The sequence below is a fragment of the Desulfosediminicola sp. genome (assembly GCF_048381775.1).
In the GTDB taxonomy this organism is placed as follows: Bacteria; Desulfobacterota; Desulfobulbia; order Desulfobulbales; family Desulfocapsaceae; genus Desulfopila; species Desulfopila ganghwensis.
In genome coordinates this window covers 1-18,671 of record NZ_JBLXGE010000012.1, presented here as the reverse complement: position 1 = coordinate 18,671, position 18,671 = coordinate 1, and the positions used below count along the sequence as shown (strand labels likewise).

The following is an 18,671-nucleotide window of genomic DNA, read 5'->3' as shown; positions in this document are numbered from 1 at the left end:
CAAATTGACCTTTCAATGTGTCAGGCTAGCGGGCGTGCAGTGTTTTGTCGAGTAGTTTTCCCCACCTGGGACTAAACGGATGTACCTCGTCAACTGTTCCTTTCGGTGAATCAAGAGCCAGGCCCCTGTTTGCCCACATAAAAATAGACCCTCGCAGGTTGTAGACATTTTTGACACCTTCATTTTGCAGTTTTCGTACATACTCTGCAGAACGCAATCCAACCGAGCAATAAGCAACAATGACCACCCCTGGTAGACGACTGTTTACAGCAAAATCTTCTACCAGCACAGCCCCGGGAATATGGCTTACCAGATACTCCTCGCGACTCCTTACATCCACCAAATAGAGATTTTCCCCCCTGGCCAGACGCTTGGATAACTCATCAATTTCCATAATCTTAACATCAGGGAAATCCTCGCTTAACACAGCGTCAATCTTCTCCCAACTCAGCTCGCCAAAAAGAAGGGAAAAACGAAAGCCGCAGAGCATCAATAACACAAATACAGTTACCGCTTTGATTGGCAAAAATCTCATTTCCTGCACCTCTCCCTGAGCCACTCTACCGATGCTTAAAGCTGGAAAGTCACAAACTTCAGCCTGAGCAACAAACGAATGCAATTCTAATCATCATCTTACTGACCTGTAACACTGCCAGCCTATTCTCCAGCCAACAACAATACAACATGCGAGGTATACATGCAGCATTTGCACTTCAGGAGTATCTGGATCTCCGACACCCACCTAGGCGGCAGGAACCTGAAAAGCAACCAACTCTACGAGTTTCTGAAAAGCACCGAATCAGACAATCTCTATCTTGTTGGAGATATCTTCGACCTGTGGAAACTCAGAAACAACTGGCACTGGCCTGAAATTAATGACCATATCGTCAACCTTATTATCAATAAGGCCCAAAATGGCACCAAAGTGTACTACCTCCCCGGTAACCATGACGATATCGTCCGTCGCTATACCGGCACTTCTTTTCATGGTGTACAGATCTGCGAAGAAATTGTGCACACCTCTGTCGACGGCAGGCGCTATCTCGTGCTGCATGGCGATAAGTTTGACTGTGTAGTGCAAAATAGTGAATGGCTCGCCAACATAGGCTCAACCCTCTACGATTCGCTTTTGATACTCAACCGCTGGGTCAACACGTACCGCTCTTTCAGGGGCAAGGATTATTTTTCCATTTCCGCCTGGCTGAAACATAAGTGCAAAAAGGCTGTCAACTACATTGGTGATTTTGAACAGGTGCTGATAAGCGAAATCAAAAAAAACCAGGTGGACGGTCTTATCTGCGGTCATATTCACCACGCGTCAATCAAGGCGATGGGTGATTTCCTCTACAGCAACTCAGGAGACTGGGTGGAAAGTTGCACCGCCCTGGCCGAAAACAGCAATGGCACCATTGGCATCATCCAATGGATTGAGCAGAATCCTGTAAAAGAGCTGACAACCGACGAAGAATATGAACAAGATCGCTATAGTGACGGATGCCTGGCATCCCCAAATTAATGGTGTGGTCACCACGCTGACCCAGACCGTCAAGCATCTGGAGAATATGGGCCACCGGGTGAAAGTTATTAATCCTCATCTTTTCCGGTCTATTCCCTGCCCCTCGTACCCTGAAATACGGCTGGCGCTGGCGTGGACGCGTCAACTGAAAAAACTGCTGACCGAGTTTGCTCCAAACGCGGTTCATATTGCCACGGAAGGACCACTGGGCTGGGCGGCACGTTCGGCCTGTCTTAAAAAGAAATTTCCATACACGACCTCATATCACACCAGGTTCCCTGAATATATCAAAATGCGGTTTCCTATCCCGCTCTCCTGGTCCTACACGGTGGTTCGCAAATTTCACAAACAGGCTACCCGGGTGATGGTCGCCACCCTGGCACTCAGGGACGAACTCAGCCAGCGCAACTTTCCCAATACGGCACCATGGTCCAGAGGGGTCAACACCGAACTCTTTCAACCGGATACCCGAATAGACCTGGGGGTAGAAGGACCGGTTCAGGTCTATGTAGGAAGGGTCGCTGTAGAAAAAAACATTGAGGCATTTCTCTCACTCGACCTGCCCGGAACCAAAGTTATAGTCGGTGACGGCCCTGCCCGAAAAGAGCTGGAGAGAAAATACCCCGAGGCTCTCTTTGCCGGTTATCGCCGAGGCAAAGAACTGGCCGGCTATATCGCAAACGCAGATGTTATGGTTTTCCCTAGCCTTACTGACACCTTTGGAGTCGTAATGCTTGAGGCAAACGGCTGCGGTGTGCCCGTTGCGGCATATCCTGTAACCGGCCCGATCAACGTGGTAAAAAATGGTGTGAACGGCTGGCTTGATCAAGATCTGCAAATTGCAGTGCACAAAGCGATGGAGGTTTCCAGGGAGTCATGCAGAAATACAGCGTTACAATACTCGTGGAAAGCATGCTCTGAACAGTTTTTCAACAACCTGGAAATAGTCGAGCCATTTGGCAGTTCGAATCACGCTTCAGCAGCCAACGCCTGATGCCTGGCAGAGTGAGGTAATTTAAAAATGTCGTTTCAGCTCCGGAGACAACACCCAGCATGACATCCTGTCCACCAGTTTTGGTTTCGCATACTGCCGAGTCGCTGAGGCTTGGCAGTATACAATTCAGCCAGGAGCTTAAGGCCCTTGGCATTACTCCTTTTGGTTCTGGCGACAGTAGCGCAGGAATGGAATATGAGCTACAGGTCGCAGTTGAGGGAAAAGCAGCTGACGTCGACCTGCCCATATCCATCTACCAGTCTAATTTCTTCCGCAATATTGAAAAACGGGTGGGCCGGGGAGACCTGCCGCCAAGCTCTATTGAGGATATCAGGCAGTTTCTCGATGAGAACCGTGCCAATGTCTGGGAGAACAGCTGGGTACGAATTAAAAAAGAGCGCCTCGGCCCTCTCGCATCCCGAGTTTTCTCAACAGATCTCCTTGCCGACAAACGATACCCTAAAGGACCACAACGGGGTGACAGTCAACGCTTTCATTTTCAGCAGAATGACCGTTCCCATATCAGGATACCGATCAGCTATCTGCTGAAACTCGCTTTTGCAGAAATCCTCGACCAGAATTCCTTGCCGGAGTCGCTGGAGAGCTGTGGCCATTCTCTGTTCAGTTATTTTCAAAGTGATAATACCTCACCGGAAATTCTTTCATTTACCATCCCCTCGGCACAGGCCGGCGCAATAGGTCCCCTGGCCGCAAGAGAAACCGCACGCACCTTTCTTCTCACCCAGTTGCTGGGCCAGTTTGCCAACAGTCATTACGGCCTTAAGGAATCCGGCCAGCGGGCAATCATCTACAACGCACCCCACGCTCCTTACCGGCAAAAACGCCTCAATGACCTGGTCCCTGACGGGTACTACCGGCATCTATTCATGAGCCCATGTCTCTCCGGCTGGGAGCGCGGCGAGGAAAAACATAAATACATGGCCCTCTGCCACAGGACCTTATCCCGCAGCCAGCTGAATACTATCAGCAAACTGAAAGATGCCGGTATCATCACCAACAACCTGATCGTGCTGCCAAACACCTCCAACACCTGCCTCGCCAATAACGGAACCCATGTCTCTTTAGGGAGTTCCGCACTGACCCGGCTGGCAACCGATCCTGGTTCAAGCTTTACGCCAGGGGTTGAGAAGTATATGGGGGATCTGGTGATCAAGATTGTCGAACATTTTCTACCACTTTTTGCGGGCACCTATACTGCTGCTCCCTACAGGGTTGATTTTGCCGATTTTCACCCTGAAAGCGTGCTCGGTTTCCTCCCCCACGAACTCGACTACACCCATCTCAGGATGTTGTGGAGACGCTGGAAGAAAAAGGCTGACATTCAGTTCTGCGGCCGTTCATTCACCCCGTTTGGCCCACGTAAACTCGACAATATGCTGTCGAAAGTACTGGGATTGAGCGGTGACCTGATCCCGGACTTCAGGCTGATAGATTATTTTATCACCTTACTCTCCACCGAAAGTTGCCCAGCTCTCGACGGTATGCCCGGCAACCAGGAACGACTGAAAGCAGAGCTTGCCGAGATCGGCATCTTCGACAGCCGCATGTCTATCTACCTGCCTTATCGAATGCGTGCCCAGTCACAGATGGGCTACTCAGGATTTGAAGGCAGAATATATTCGCTTTTCCCGAGTTTTCTCGAAGATATGGTCCAGGCCGTTGAGCTGCAAAACCTGGTTACCGCCGTCGCCTACTCGATGGTGCTGGATGGTAAAGTTGTGCATCAGGATATTCCTGATTTACCACCCGTGGAAAGTGAACGACGACAAATGTTTTTTGCTACCGCAATCGGGGTGCCGACGGTCTATATCCGTACCAACAGCAGCAACATGTTTCTGAAAAAAATCCTCAAACATGTGAAACAACAGCGGCACAGTAAACGGTACCGCAACTACCTGCGCATCAAGGTAAGTGATTACCAACAGGCGCTGATCAGCTTTCTCAAAATCGAAGGGGCAGAATTGACCGATCAGCTACAGGCAACTCCCCTGCTCGATAATCTTCATGAGAGATTGACAGATCCGGGGTATTCCGCCTCAGGGAAACTTGTTTGCAATTCAATTGCCACCAGTGGCGACAGGAGGAAACCAACTAAAATACCAGCCGATATCTTTAACGCTGCCAGCGAAGAATATTACCGTAACGATCTGAAAGAAGCCCAATGCAGCGAAGGGTTGGCAGTACTTGAAGAAGATTGTCTGCGGCTTGAACAGAGCGGCAATCCAATTATAGCAGAGATCATGTGCACAAACACACAGGCGCGAGCGAGATCAGTAACCGGCTTTTTCGATCAAATACGAGACGATGTTCTTGAAGAGACCGCCGCACCTGAAGATCTTGTACTGCTTCTGCATCTCGGTCTCGCAGTCGTTCATGATCTCAATAACCAGCGCTGACCTGAATTGCTCATGATCATTGAATTAATAATAACAAGGAAATCAAACCCCTGAACATGAAAACGGATAGTCCTGGTTCTGGCACAATGTCCACCCAGGCTCAACCCATGCGGCACCAGCTTCAACTCCAAGGTAACTCCCTATGCCCCAGGCAGTAACACCATCAACCGCTCACCAGTACATAGAAAGAGCCACCAATGCCATCGTCACCGAGCAACTCTTTGGGGACAGATCGGTTTCGTTCCTCTACAACACCTTGCGAGAGAACGCTCCGGCACTTTTCCGGGCCCTCACCTCTGCCCGAATGTCCAGCCTGCTGAGCCTCTACCATTACGATTTTCTCGATTCCAGGAAGTTCAAAGCGGCCAGGATGATTGCGAGCCTAGCTGTCGACCTCACAGAATGCGTCGCCGCACCGGACTACTACGATACCCCGCGAAAAGTGTTTGAACGTCAGATTCGCTACTGGCAACTCCGCCCGATGGAGGAAGACCGCAAGGCAATCGTCTCACCTGCAGATTCCAGGGTGCTTGTCGGCTCTTTCACTGATATTTCAGAACTTTTTATCAAGGAGAAGTTTTTCTCGCCAGAAGAACTCTTTGGTACTGAACGCAAGTGGCATAATGTTTTTTCTAAAGGTGATTTCGGGGTGTTCCGCCTCACGCCAGACAAATATCACTATAACCATGTGCCGGTTAGCGGCATTGTCCTCGATATTTACGAAATCGATGGCGCCTACCACAGTTGCAACCCTGCGGCCCAGATTGCACTTGCTTCCCTATATGCTAAGAACAAGCGGGTGGTCACCATCATAGACACCGATATCGAGGGCGGCTCCGGGGTTGGTAGGGTCGCCATGATTGAAGTCGTGGCCCTGATGATCGGTGATATCGTCCAGGCCTACAGCGAGCTGCAATATCACAACCCACAGCCTGTCCAGGCCGGAATGTTTTTGGAAAAAGGATGTCCCAAAAGCCTCTACCGACCTGGGAGTTCAACCGATATTCTGGTCTTTGAACCGAACAGGATCTCTTTTTCGCCTGATATTCTCGCCAATGCCAAACGCAATGATGTGCAGAGCAGATTTACGAATAAAGTCGGCCGTCCGCTGGTGGAAACAGAGGTATCAGTTCGATCCACGGTGGCCGGCAAACTGCCTTAACAGCTCTTCACAAGGAGTGCAGCTATGACAAACCTACTATTCATTATCATCACCGGCATACTCCTCGGCTGTCTGCTGCTCTGGGGCTTCAAACACCTGCCGGGGGAACGCTGGCAGATGATGGCCATTGTCCCCAAGGTTAAACATGGCGACTCAGCCAACTGGCAGGGGACCAACCTTACCTATTACGGCTTTTTCATTGCCACCAGTCAGTTGCTGGCGATTACCCTGCTCCTTATTCTGCTGGGCGCCATGGAGATCTCCCTCACCGGAACGGCGCTGGCAACAGCAATGCTGCTTGCAGTCTGCCTGCCGGCAGCCCGCATTGTAGCCATGATCGTCGAGAAAAAGCGACATACCTTTACTATTGGCGGCGCCTCGTTCGTCGGTATCGTTCTGGCGCCATTCGCTATTCTGGCAGCAGGGCTCATCTGCAGCAATTTCGGCGACTGCTACCTGCCCATGATGCCGGTTCTTGCCGCCATGGCGATTGCGTATTCACTGGGAGAGGGCCTTGGCAGACTCGCCTGCCTCAGTTACGGTTGCTGCTACGGCAAGCCGCTTAAGGATTGCAGCGCACTGATACAATCCATCTTCAAACGTACCGGAGTAATTTTTTACGGCAACATCAAAAAAGCAGAGTACGAGAGCCACCTTGCAGGCGAAAGATTGGTCCCGATCCAGGCCATAACCTGTATCATTTATACAGCTACCGCATTGATGGGTTGCTGGCTCTTTTTGAACAGTTTCTTTACTGCAACCCTGGTACTCTGTATGGTTGTAACTCAGATCTGGCGCCTTCTTTCTGAGGTGCTACGTGCTGATTTCCGAGGTTTTGGCAAGGTGAGTGTCTATCAGAAAATGGGCGCCATTGCTGTTATCTACACCATTGGCCTTGCCCTCTTGAATACAAGCGTGACAAACGTTCAGCCTCTCATCAGCCATGGGTTGCAAAATGTCTGGACGCCGGGAGTCATCATTGGCCTGCAGCTTGCCTGGGTAGTTTTTTTCATCTATTTCGGCCGTTCCACCGTAACCTGCTCAACGGTATCGTTCACCTTGCTTGAAGATAGAATTTAGATCTGAACAGAATTGTATTCTTATCTGAATAACAGCCGGAAATTGGAAGGACCTTTTCCGGCTGTTTGCATCTTGTCTCTCACTGAATCAGTAATTTCCTGTCAGCCGCAGCTTTGCCAAAGAACACTGCTCAAGTTCACATATTGTATTTGTTTCGTTAACTGAAGTGACATGCACAGTTGTCACTCCGGTTCCCACCGGGCCATGCGCAGCCTGATACCTCAGGAAAAACCATCTTCCACCCGGCACGAGTATGTGCCACTTTGAAAGAAATCCATTAACCCGGTTCTCAACCACCTGGACAAGCTCCGGACCACCAACAGCCTTGATTTCTTCTTAAACCTTTTTCTCTGCCTCCATAGCATAAATATCCAGGGTGTTGGAACGAGTCGTCCAGAATGAGAACTTTTTCTCATCGGATTTCGAAAAACCGCGCAACGAGTAGGTCAGGGGCTAGTTAACAGTTGGCTGAACATATTATGAAACATTCCAATCAAAGGCCTGGAGAAAGAATAATTTTACCGTTGAGGCCAGGTTCAAGCACTTTTTGATGAGCTCTGGGCGCATCTTCGAGGGGCAAAGTCGCAGCGATTAACGGCCTCAACACGCCTGCCCGCACGGCGGCAGCCAGTGCAGCATGGGTCTGCTTGAGTTCCACGGAACTCGCGGCGGCAAGGGCGAGCCCCCTGATGTCCGTTTCTTTGCCCATGGTTAAGCGCGGATCGATCTCAATTCTGCCACGGCTGCCAATGATAACAACCCTGCCATGAGGTGCCAGCAATGACAGATCTGTTTCAAGGTTCACATTTGCCAGCATTTCAAGAATCAGATCAAACCCTCCAGGTACAGCAGCGCGAAGCCTGTCAACATAATCACCTTGATGCAGCATTGACTTCACGGCCCCCAGCTCATCAATAATTTTCAGCCCCTGTTCGCTACCCGCCGTACCATACATCTCCATGCCCGCCGCACGACCAAGCTGCAATGCAGCACCTCCGACCGACCCACTGGCTCCATGTACCAGCACCTTCTCGCCAGCCTTACCCAAGCCCCTGATAAAAAGCCCTCGCCAGGCGGTAGCTCCCGGCACACCGAGCGTCGCCCCTTGCGCAAAGCTTGCCTCCTCCGGCAGATCATAAGCCTGTGTGGCATCGCAGAGGCAATATTCTCCATAAGCCCCGAAGGTGCAGGCAGTGTAGACTCTTTGACCTTGTGACAGTTCAGTCACACCTTCACCGCAACTCTGTACCGTGCCCGCCGCATTACCACCCGGTATATAGGGGAGTTCAGGCAAAACGGGATAGGTACCGGCCCGTATATAGGTATCAACCGGGTTGACCCCGATCGCCTCGACCTTGATTACAACCTGCCCTTTGCCGGGAACTGGTATATCCCGATCTACCAGGGTAAGTACATCAGGCCCACCAAATTGCCTCACTTCTATTATCCGCATATTTCACCTCACTCTTCAGATTATGAAACCCGCGCATCAGTTTAATCCACAGCCGGAAGATAGCTGGCTGATAGGTAGTTAACCTCAATCATAATCATTTTTCAGCTTAGGCCATGAACATTAAAGGGAAATCTATTGCTGTGATGACTTGTTTGCAGATATCTGCAAACAAAAAAGGGATGAACGTTATGACGTTCATCCCCAAAGATACCCTCTGAACCCCTTAGAAAGGGTTGCTCAGGACTTCAGTATCAGGCTTTCTTTTTCCAGCTCTTTTCCTCGCCTTTAAGCAATCTGCCGATATTTTCATGATGCTTGAACCAGATCAAACCGGCGACCACGGCAGCCGTCAATATCTGGATTGCTGAGTGCCCCAGCAGCCAAAGCCAGATTACCATCAAGGCCGATGCCAGCAGTGAACCCACCGAAACAAAACCGCTCAAGGCGACTGACGCGGCAAACACCACAAAGCTGATCAGTATTGCAACAGGAGAGAGGTAGAGAAAAACACCCAGTCCTGTGGCGACGCCTTTGCCACCTTTAAAGCCCAGGTAAACAGGAAACATATGCCCAACCACCGCAGCGACACCACAAAGGGGAACGATGATTTCACTATTAGGCGCATCTTTTAAAATTGCCGCAGCCAACAGCATCGGCAAATAACCTTTCAGGCAGTCGCAGACCAAAGTGACAAAACCCAGTTTTTTCCCCAGAAGACGACTGACATTGGTCGCGCCGATATTTTTACTTCCCTCGGTTCTGACATCCTTTCCGGCCATTTTGCCGATCAATAGTCCGAAGGGAACCGCTCCGAGCAGGTAGCTCAAGATAATTAAAAGATATGACATAGAAAACCGTTATAAAAATAGATATGTTGCGATGTGTTAGATTGAACCAGGTTACTGATTTTGCAGCAACCTACCGCACTTTATAGGCAATGGCAATGTTCATGCATTATTAACTTTCCCTAAACGCAATTCGCCCCACAGAACTCGATTTTGCAGTCACTCTGTGAGGCGATGTCGTTCTTTTGCAACAGATCCTACCGATGAGCGGAGGTCACGCTTTATGACGGTGTCTCTCGATACGTCTTCTCAAGCGCTCGGCAGTACCGGTGTCACGGTAAGAGACAATCGTGCACGGGCATTTTCTAAAAAGCCGCTCCGCCACCGAACCGGTAAACATATGCTTGATGTCCTTGGCCTTCACTCCCATGACGACCATATCAATCTCCTCGTCCACGACCATCTTCAATAGTTCCGTAGCAGGGTCGCCAACCAGAAACTGAAAGGAAACCTTCTCATCAGCAAGGGTCAGATTGTCGGTAAGCTGCTCGAGTTCTTTCCTGCGCTCCTCCTGAATGATGTGCACATAATGTTCACCATCAACTTTATACCCGTAGGAAGCTATTCGCTCGACAGCCTCAAGATCCCGTTCATTGATGACATTGACGATAATCATCTCCGCGCCGACAGGACCGGCAATGGAACCGGCGTATTCAAGTATTTCCTTGGAATATGGGGAAAATGCGATTGGGACCAGTATCTTTTTAATCATTTTCAACTCCGTAAGAGCGACGTCCTTCTCATATCAGTACGCCGCTATCATCTGTTATGATAGCGGCACCAATTACTGACAGCAACTTCTACCCGATTCTCGGTTAAGCCGCAGCATGTTTTGTAATTCTCCTGCGTTGCGACACCCATACGCCTGCCAGCAACAGCAAAGCAGGAATAAACATCAACTGTTTCGGTGGCCTGTCGGCATCCAGTTGAATATTGAGAATTTCCTGATCAAAATCAATACCGGCCCGCTGGGCCGGACTGCCAAACCCAACCATGTCGATAAAGGTTCTCCCCTCTTCCACGCGAGTCTCGATACCAATCTCCATCAGTTTATCGGCGCCAGTTTCACCTTCGCCAACAGGCAGCATGATTGTTTTAATATATTCATCTCCACGCAGATTTTCACCTTTCAGTGCTATCTTGAACTGCTTGCCAGCCTCCATATCACCGAGCACCTGCTCAAACTGAGCGGCGGGCAGCTCTTCAATAGGTGCATACACCTTATCCCAGAAAAAACCAGGTCTAAAGAGAATGAACGCCACCAGCAGCAAAGCTGCCGTTTCCCAGATTCTGCTTTTGGTAAGAAAATAGCCCTGGGTAGCTGCAGCGAAAACAAGCATGGCGACGACAGCCGCAGAAACAACAACCACAAAATGCAAGGGGCTGCCAATACCGATCATCAGCAATTCGGTATTAAAAATGAAGATGAATGGCAGAATCGCGGTTCGAATATCATAGGTGAAGCCCTGAATACCTGTTCGAATGGGATCACCGCCCGAGATGCCTGCCGCCGCAAAAGCAGCAAGCCCTACCGGGGGAGTATCGTCTGCCAGGATGCCAAAGTAGAACACAAAGAGATGAACGGCAATAAGGGGAACAATCAAACCGCTCTGGGCGCCAAGATTGACGATAACCGGTGCCATCAGAGTCGAAACAACAATGTAATTGGCGGTGGTCGGCAATCCCATTCCAAGAATAAGGCTGATGACTGCTGTGAAAATGAGAATCAGCATCAGATTGCCACCGGAGATCAACTCGACAAACTCCGTCATTACCAGGCCGATCCCGGTAAGGGTTACCGTACCAACCACAATACCGGCGGCGGCTGTGGCGACACCGATACCGATCATATTTCGTGCCCCGGAGACCATACCATCAATCAGGTCAGCAAACCCACGTCGTATTGAGAAATCATCTCCGTGCATTTTGCGAAAATAGCCTTTCAGCGGGCGCTGAGTGATCACGATCACCATCAACAGCACAGTCGCATAAAAAGCGGAAAGTGACGGCGACAACCGCTCAACCGTGAGGCACCACATCAGCACCACGATGGGCAGCAGGAAATACAGACCGGCCTGGGCGGTCGAGCCAAGATCCGGGAGTTCCTTGATCTCATGGTCAACTTCCAGTTCGGGCACCTTACAGGCGAAAGCTAACAGCAACAAGTAGGCCACGACCAACAGTGCTATCACTATCCAGAGAGTCGCACCGCCAGCAACCGACTTTATCCAGCCCAATCCGTAGTATGTGGCCGCACCAATCACAATCATCACTAACATGGTGCTGACAAAGCTTAACAGACTCTGGGCAAGAGTCTTCTTGTACCTCTTCTTCATCCCCTTCAAATTCAGTTTGCACGCTTCAAGATGTACGATATAGACCAGGGCAATGTACGAAATGACCGCTGGCAGAAATGCGTGCTTGATAACTTCGATATACGAAATACCGACGTACTCCACCATGAGGAACGCGGCGGCGCCCATGACCGGCGGGGTGAGCTGGCCATTGGTTGACGACGCGACCTCAACCGCACCCGCTTTTTCCGCTGGGAATCCCACCTTTTTCATAAGTGGAATAGTGAAGGTTCCGGTGGTTACCACGTTGGCGATCGATGAGCCCGACACAAGGCCGGTCATTGCCGAAGAAACGACTGCAGCTTTTGCCGGCCCCCCACGCATATGGCCAAGACCGGCAAATGCGGTACGAATGAAATAATTACCAGCACCGGCCGCTTCAAGCAGTGAACCGAAAAGAACAAACATGAACACCATACTGGTGGAAACACCCAGGGCAACACCGTAGACACCCTCGGTTGTCAGCCAGTAATGGGTCATGCCCTTGACCAGGCTGGCGCCCTTATGAGATATGACTTCGGGCATGTGTGCCCCGGCAAAAGTGTAGGTAATGAACACAATGGCCACAATCATAAGCGGCGGCCCCAGGGCTCTTCTTGTCGCTTCAAGAAGCAGCACCAGACCGATTACCGCGATAACAAGATCAGGTGTGGTCGGGTTTCCTGGCCTATCGGCAAGCTGGGCGTAAAATAAGAAAATATAGGCAGCACAAAACGCCGCCAGCAAGGCTATCCCCCAATCCTGAATCGGAACATATCGTTTGGGGGAAGACTTGAGGGTTGGAAAGGCGGTATATGCAAGAAACATTGCAAAAGCAAGGTGAATCGCCCGCGCCTCAGTGTCGTTTAGAACGAAAAGATTCAACATGAATGGCAGCGGTGACGCATACCACAGCTGAAACAATGTCCAGGCAAGCGGTACGAAGAAGAGCACTCTTTTGGAGATAGCTCCCTCTGGAATACGCGCTCCGATATCCGCATCTGCGATCATTTCATGAATTCGCTCATCGGATAGCGGTTTCTCTTTCGGCTTCGTCATACTTCTGACTCCTCCTGTGCTAATAAATCTCGAGTGCAATTACCGACTTCCCACCCTGCATCTATAGCTGTCCATACTATGAATTTTACAGAGTGCAGTTTATTGGCAGATCACAATCTGTGATCCCACGACAGGCGAAAAGCTGCGCCCCACTGAGCCTGCCGGGAAACTCCACGAACAAAAAAAAACCTACTGATCCCTGATCGATTTGGTAGTGAAAGACTTCTCCAGGGGAACGCCTTTGGAAAGACACAACGCAGCAGGTCAGACGGCTCAGGTTATACCTATCCCACCCGAGACAATAAGGATGGAATGTCCAAATAGTTAGTATGTGCCAGCTGGTGACAATCAGAATCACGGTCGCGTACACCTACACAAAAAAGCCAGATCGCTGCTTCAAAGCGAAACAGCGATCTGGCTCCAACATCTGAACAACAAGGAGCAAATTACATCAGGCCTGCTTCTTTGTAGTATTTCGCAGCACCATCGTGCAGAGGAGCAGAAAGACCATCCTTGATCATTTCTTCTTTCTTGAGATTGGCGAAAGCGGGATGCAGTTTCTTGAACTGGTCGAAGTTCTCGAATACAGCCTTCACTACATTATAGATAACTTCTTCAGGTACGTTTGCAGAGGAAACGAAGGTAGCGCCAACACCAAAAGTTGTGGTGTCTTCATCTGAACCACGGTACATGCCGCCAGGAATGGTAGCGATGCGGTAGTAATCCTTTTCAGCAACCAGTTCTTCAATTTTGGGACCATCAACATTTACCAGAACTGAATCACAAGCGGTGGTAGCTTCCTGGATAGATCCGTTTGGATGACCAACAGTGTAGATAATTGCATCTACCTTGTTGTCACAAAGAGCTTTGGACTGCTCTGCAGGCTTGAGCTCGGAAGCCAGTTTGAAGTCATCAAGAGTCCATCCGAGCTGGGTCATGACAACATCCATGGTTCCGCGCTGACCGGAGCCAGGGTTACCAATGTTTACGCGTTTGCCTTTGAGATCGGTGAAGTTCTTCACACCGGAGTCTGCACGGGCAACAACGGTGAAAGGCTCTGGGTGTACGGAAAATACTGCACGGAGATCTTTATTAGGGCCAGCTTCTTCGAATTTGCTGGTACCGTGGTATGCATGATACTGCCAATCAGACTGGGCAACACCCATATCGAGTTCGCCGGATCTGATAGCATTGAGATTGTAGATGGAACCACCAGTACTCTCTACAGTAGCTCGAATTCCATGCTCTTTTTTGCCTTTATTTACCAGACGGGCAATTGCACCACCAGTCGGGTAGTAAACACCGGTTACACCACCGGTTCCGATGGTAACAAATTTCTGATCCTGAGCAAAAGCTGCTCCACTCATTACACTGAAAGCGGTTACGCAACCAAAAGCAACAGCCGCCATTAAGGACGCACTTTTTTTCATTCGTCTTCTCCTCTCTTTTTTGTGTTTAAGAACCCCCCACCAAACGTTAGCACGAGCAGTGAAGATTCATTGACGCCATAATCCTCCAAACGATGCAAGGGTCCTGCGCCAACTACAACCACTAAGGCGCAACACCCGATATCGATTACATTTTTGTGATAAATTTAAAGCTATTAAATCACAACATATGACCCGATAAGTCAAGCCCTTTTGCTGATTAAAAATCATTTTTCCCCAGAGAGTTAAACAGATATTGTATACAATCATTCGATACAGTGCGGGTGGCCACACCCCACGCCTTCCGGCTCGATTCAGGTGAGAGCATCAACATCACTGGCCGAAAACATCATTCTGTTTTATGGTATCTTTACATTTTTGAGAGATATTCCCTGGTTTACATACTCCATTTATCACTTTGCTTAGTCCAGTTTTCCCAGCGACACCCCTTCTCGCCCTAACACTCTGAGCCCACACGCACCCTGAGTACCAGATGCCCAGCTTTACTCTGAACAGGTCTTTTAAACATGCTTAGGTGTATTTTAGCTGTGCATGTGCTTATATTTGCTCCGTAGCCATCAGGGCTACCTTATGGTATACTATATTGCTTTATTGCAACCCGGTACAAACAGAAAACAGAAACGGAACAAGAACACCGATGAGTATACGTAAAATTTACCAATACCCCGAGCCGGTTCTCCGGCAGGAAACACGACCGATAGAGCAGTTTGATGATGAGCTGAAAAAGCTTGTCGAAGACATGGCAGAGACGATGTATGACGCCCCCGGCATAGGCCTTGCCGCACCACAGATAGGTGAATCGCGCAAACTCATTGTCGTCGACATTTCCCAGGACCGCGAAGAAGGGCAGGAATACATGGCCATGGTCAATCCTGAAATCATCGCCCATGAGGGCCACCAGCTCGACGAAGAAGGTTGTCTTTCCGTGCCGGAACTCACCTCCAAGGTCAAGCGATTTAAAAAAATCACTGTCGCCTACCAGGACCTTGAGGGCAACCAGCTCGAAGTGGAGACTGAAGATCGCTTTGCAGTTGTTCTTCAGCACGAGATCGACCACCTGAACGGCATCCTTTTCATCGACCACCTGAGCACGCTCAAGCGCAACCTCTACAAAAAGAAAGTAAAGAAATGGCTGGCTGACAACCCGAAAGCCAAGGTGACCGCATGACAGACCGCCCTTTTCGCATTATTTTCATGGGAACCCCTGACTTTGCCGAGGTTACTCTTCAAGCCTTGCTGGATGGCCCCGATTCTGTGGTCGCAGTTGTAACTCAACCCGACAGACCCAAGGGACGAGGTAAAAAACTCACCCCTCCACCGGTGAAGGTGCTAGCCGAACAGGCTGGACTGCCCGTACTGCAGCCAACGAAAATCAAAACCCAGGAGTTCCACGATCAGCTTGCCGCATTTGAGCCTGATGTTATCGTGGTGACAGCATACGGTCGCATTCTCCCCACCAATATCCTGAACCTCGCACCCCATGGCTGCATAAACGTTCATGGTTCGTTATTGCCGGCTCACCGGGGAGCTGCACCGATCCAATGGTCTGTCATAAACGGAGACCCTGAAACAGGGATTACCATTATACAGATGAACGAAGGTATGGATACAGGTGATATCCTCCTGAAGGCGGCTATCACACCTGACGAGAACGAAACTTCAGGTAGTCTCTACCCAAAGCTTGCAGAACTCGGTGGCAAGACGCTGCTTGAGGCACTGGCCCTCCTGCGCGAAGGCAAACTAACGGCCACTCCACAAGACGAATCCCTGGCAACTGTTGCCCCGATGCTGAAAAAAGAAGATGGCATAATCGACTGGAGCAAGACCGCCAGGGAGATTCACTGCCTCATCAGGGGCCTCGATCCATGGCCCTCCGCCTACAGTTTTCTTGAAGGCACCCGATTCCGCTTCTTTGCCCCCGAAATCAGCAATAAGGACCCTGAAGCCGCACCCGGCACAATCCTTTCTGCGGACAAACGAGGTCTGCTTATTGCCACTGGCCACAACTGCCTGCTGATAAGGGAAGTTCAACCGGAGGGCAAAAAACGCATGACGGTCGAAGCCCTGCTCTGCGGCAGATCCATTGAAAACGGCGCAGTTTTCACATCCTGACATCCCCGACCACACTATTTATCGAATGAAAACTCTTACCATGGCAATCGCCACAGGCCTGTGGGTTGGCTTTCTCCCCAAAGCTCCCGGCACCTGGGGTTCACTGTTTGCTTTTTTACCCTGGTTGCTCATAAAAGGGCTCACCCTGCCCTTTTACCTGCTGACGTTGATTGGTGTTTTTATCATAGGTTTCTTTGCTGCCGGCTCAGCCGAAAAGATTCTCGACCGGGCAGATGCCGGGCCTATCGTCATTGATGAGATTCTCGGCATGTTCATCGCCTTGCTACTCTGCCCCAATCACCCGGTAGCCCTGGCGCTCGCCTTTATCCTGTTTCGTATATTCGATATCGCCAAACCATTCCCGGTTTCCTGGTTTGACCAACGAATCCACGGCGGTTTCGGCATTATGATGGACGACGTTATCGCCGGACTCTATGCCCTTATCTGCCTGCAAATCATCTGGCTGTTTATCGGGCCCATACTATAAATGATACATTCATCTCTTATTCAGCCTGCCAATAACTTACGCTGAATAAGAGATTTGCTCTTCATTCCCATCTGCTGTTCTCTTTTCTTTCCAGCCTGCTTTTCCTATAATTAAATAAGATTAAAAGAAAACCACCCAATCGACCCGTTGCTGGCCCGCTGGCAGAGAGGTTCCGGATGAATTATCACGGGAAACTTTTTATCGGTCTGTTGCTTACTGTAACCTTCCTGCTCACAGGCACAGCCGGGTATGCCATTATAGAGGACTATTCATTTCTGGATGCCTTCTACATGACAGTTATCACGATCACCACTGTCGGTTTTGGAGAAGTTCACACCCTCTCGGAAACGGGGAGAGTTTTCACTATTCTTTTGATTCTGTTCGGATTTGGCTCCATAGGTTTTCTGGCACACACCTTCACAGAAGCACTGGTCGAGCGGGCGGCCAGCGGCAATATGGAGAAGCGCACCATGCAGAAACGGATAAAAGAGCTCAAGAATCACGTGATCATCTGCGGCTACGGAAGGGTTGGCGAATCAGCCACAGAACATCTTGCTTCAACAGGCACGGAATTCGTTGTTATTGAAAACGATGATGAACAGATTAAGCTGATCTCCGAGAACCATTTCAACTATCTGCCTGGCGACGCAACCAAAGAAGACACCCTTCTTGCCGCAAGCATCAAACAGGCAAGCGGCCTCCTTGCCCTGCTCAACTCAGATCCGGAAAACCTGTTCACGGTATTAACCGCTCGAGAACTCAACCCAACCCTGCACATTATAGCCAGAACAGAAATGGCGACTTCCGAATCACGAATGCTGAGAGCAGGGGCAGATTCAATAATTTCACCCTACGCAGCCGCAGGCAGGAGCGTTGCAGAAAAAATTCTAAAGCTATCAGACAAGCTGGAAGAGGAACCGATCCCCATTACCGAACTTGACCAGGAACCCGCTTGGATTGACGTGACACCTCAATCTGACCTTGCAGGCCATGTAGTAGATACGGCCAATTCTTTTCTGGAATCTAAAATCGTCGGAATCCAGAGAGACGAAAGCAATATCCTTATGCCGCACCCGGATGAGGAAATACTCTTGGGGGATAGACTGTTAACGGTAAGCATCTGCCAAAAAAATCCGTCATCATGTACCGTTAAAGATGCAGTAAAAATCATTCTCGTGGATGACAACCCCGTGATTCGCCGCCTTTACACCAGGATATTCCAACGTTCAGGCTTCCACATACTCACGGCCAAAAATGGAACAGATGGATTGGCACGAATTATCACTGAAAAACCAGATGGCGCTATAATAGATCATGACCTGCCTGATATCTCAGGCCTTGACCTCTGCAAAAGATTGCGAGCTGACAAGAACTTAAACTCTATAAAGCTTATCCTCTTCACCAAGCATAAAGATGAAGAGACAAAAACAACCGCAATGAAGATCGGCATTGATTCGATCGTCATAAAAAGCCCTGATGCAACGGAGATTGTACGAACCACAAAGCAGGTGCTTAAAGCAGGCCCAGCCATGAACAACAGTCATGCATAAAAAACCTCTGACCCATCGAAACTCAGCAATACCGGTTTTTCATGGAGATAGGCAGAACCCGATGATATGATAGCGTCCCCCCACAAAAGATATCGAGAAAATCAGTTGACACTCTGCCCCCAATTCTGTACTTTCGCTCGGTCTTTGAAACACGGAGAACAACACTCGACGACTAGAAGTCGCGCAGCTGACTGAGCTTCGAAACGTGCCAGAGA

15 protein-coding genes are annotated in these 18,671 nt (G+C 49.8%); 9 read left to right on the top strand and 6 right to left on the bottom strand.

What is annotated here, in order from left to right; genetic code table 11:
* Positions 1-25: 25 nt before the first annotated feature.
* Positions 26-535, bottom strand: a complete 510-nt coding sequence (locus ACN5NT_RS18085) for a rhodanese-like domain-containing protein (protein WP_419176364.1) — start codon at positions 533-535, stop codon at positions 26-28.
* Positions 536-697: 162 nt separating this feature from the next.
* Here ACN5NT_RS18085 and ACN5NT_RS18080 point away from each other — a divergent pair, with 162 nt between their 5' ends.
* From ACN5NT_RS18080 to ACN5NT_RS18060, 5 genes are all read left to right on the top strand, one after another.
* Positions 698-1,516: a UDP-2,3-diacylglucosamine diphosphatase gene (locus tag ACN5NT_RS18080; protein ID WP_419176363.1), complete on the top strand. Its 819-nt coding sequence runs from the start codon at positions 698-700 to the stop codon at positions 1,514-1,516.
* A complete protein-coding gene (locus tag ACN5NT_RS18075) occupies positions 1,470-2,510 on the top strand; it encodes a glycosyltransferase family 4 protein (RefSeq protein ID WP_419176362.1) in 1,041 nt (346 codons plus the stop codon). The genes ACN5NT_RS18080 and ACN5NT_RS18075 overlap by 47 nt, the downstream gene beginning before the upstream one ends.
* A gap of 59 nt (positions 2,511-2,569) precedes the next feature.
* The gene (locus ACN5NT_RS18070; RefSeq protein WP_419176361.1) at positions 2,570-4,927 is read left to right on the top strand and encodes a hypothetical protein; all 2,358 of its coding nucleotides are present in this window, start codon (positions 2,570-2,572) and stop codon (positions 4,925-4,927) included.
* 142 nt (positions 4,928-5,069) lie between these two features.
* On the top strand, positions 5,070-6,089 hold the full coding sequence (locus ACN5NT_RS18065) for a phosphatidylserine decarboxylase (protein WP_419176360.1): 1,020 nt from the start codon (positions 5,070-5,072) through the stop codon (positions 6,087-6,089).
* A gap of 24 nt (positions 6,090-6,113) precedes the next feature.
* On the top strand, positions 6,114-7,169 hold the full coding sequence (locus tag ACN5NT_RS18060; RefSeq protein ID WP_419176359.1) for a prolipoprotein diacylglyceryl transferase family protein: 1,056 nt from the start codon (positions 6,114-6,116) through the stop codon (positions 7,167-7,169).
* Positions 7,170-7,662: 493 nt separating this feature from the next.
* Here ACN5NT_RS18060 and ACN5NT_RS18055 read toward each other — a convergent pair whose 3' ends face one another.
* The 5 genes from ACN5NT_RS18055 to ACN5NT_RS18035 all read right to left on the bottom strand — a co-directional run bounded on the left by ACN5NT_RS18055 (position 7,663) and on the right by ACN5NT_RS18035 (position 14,289).
* A complete protein-coding gene (locus ACN5NT_RS18055) occupies positions 7,663-8,622 on the bottom strand; it encodes an NADPH:quinone reductase (RefSeq protein WP_419176358.1) in 960 nt (319 codons plus the stop codon).
* A 251-nt stretch (positions 8,623-8,873) separates the two neighbouring features.
* Entirely contained in the window at positions 8,874-9,470 is a 597-nt protein-coding gene (gene plsY, locus ACN5NT_RS18050) for a glycerol-3-phosphate 1-O-acyltransferase PlsY (RefSeq protein WP_136799137.1), read from the bottom strand.
* Between the two features lie 211 nt (positions 9,471-9,681).
* A complete protein-coding gene (locus ACN5NT_RS18045) occupies positions 9,682-10,179 on the bottom strand; it encodes a universal stress protein (RefSeq protein ID WP_136799136.1) in 498 nt (165 codons plus the stop codon).
* Between the two features lie 103 nt (positions 10,180-10,282).
* Positions 10,283-12,859, bottom strand: a complete 2,577-nt coding sequence (locus tag ACN5NT_RS18040; protein ID WP_136799135.1) for a TRAP transporter permease — start codon at positions 12,857-12,859, stop codon at positions 10,283-10,285.
* Between the two features lie 446 nt (positions 12,860-13,305).
* Positions 13,306-14,289 carry a TAXI family TRAP transporter solute-binding subunit gene (locus tag ACN5NT_RS18035; protein WP_136799134.1) on the bottom strand — a complete coding sequence of 328 codons (984 nt, stop codon included), beginning with the start codon at positions 14,287-14,289 and terminating at the stop codon, positions 13,306-13,308.
* A gap of 655 nt (positions 14,290-14,944) precedes the next feature.
* On the opposite strand from ACN5NT_RS18035, the gene def reads away from it, so the two are divergent.
* The 4 genes from def (at position 14,945) to ACN5NT_RS18015 (ending at position 18,456) form a co-directional block, all read left to right on the top strand.
* Positions 14,945-15,475 (top strand): peptide deformylase, encoded by a 531-nt coding sequence (gene def, locus ACN5NT_RS18030; RefSeq protein ID WP_419176357.1) that lies wholly within the window; start codon positions 14,945-14,947, stop codon positions 15,473-15,475.
* Positions 15,472-16,419, top strand: coding sequence for a methionyl-tRNA formyltransferase (fmt, locus tag ACN5NT_RS18025; protein ID WP_419176356.1), 948 nt, complete (start codon positions 15,472-15,474; stop codon positions 16,417-16,419). Before def ends, fmt begins: the two co-directional genes overlap by 4 nt.
* Positions 16,391-16,906: a phosphatidylglycerophosphatase A gene (locus ACN5NT_RS18020; protein WP_419176355.1), complete on the top strand. Its 516-nt coding sequence runs from the start codon at positions 16,391-16,393 to the stop codon at positions 16,904-16,906. Before fmt ends, ACN5NT_RS18020 begins: the two co-directional genes overlap by 29 nt.
* A gap of 176 nt (positions 16,907-17,082) precedes the next feature.
* Complete coding sequence (locus ACN5NT_RS18015) at positions 17,083-18,456, top strand: NAD-binding protein (RefSeq protein ID WP_136799131.1); 1,374 nt, start codon at positions 17,083-17,085, stop codon at positions 18,454-18,456.
* The last annotated feature ends 215 nt before the right edge of the window (positions 18,457-18,671 follow it).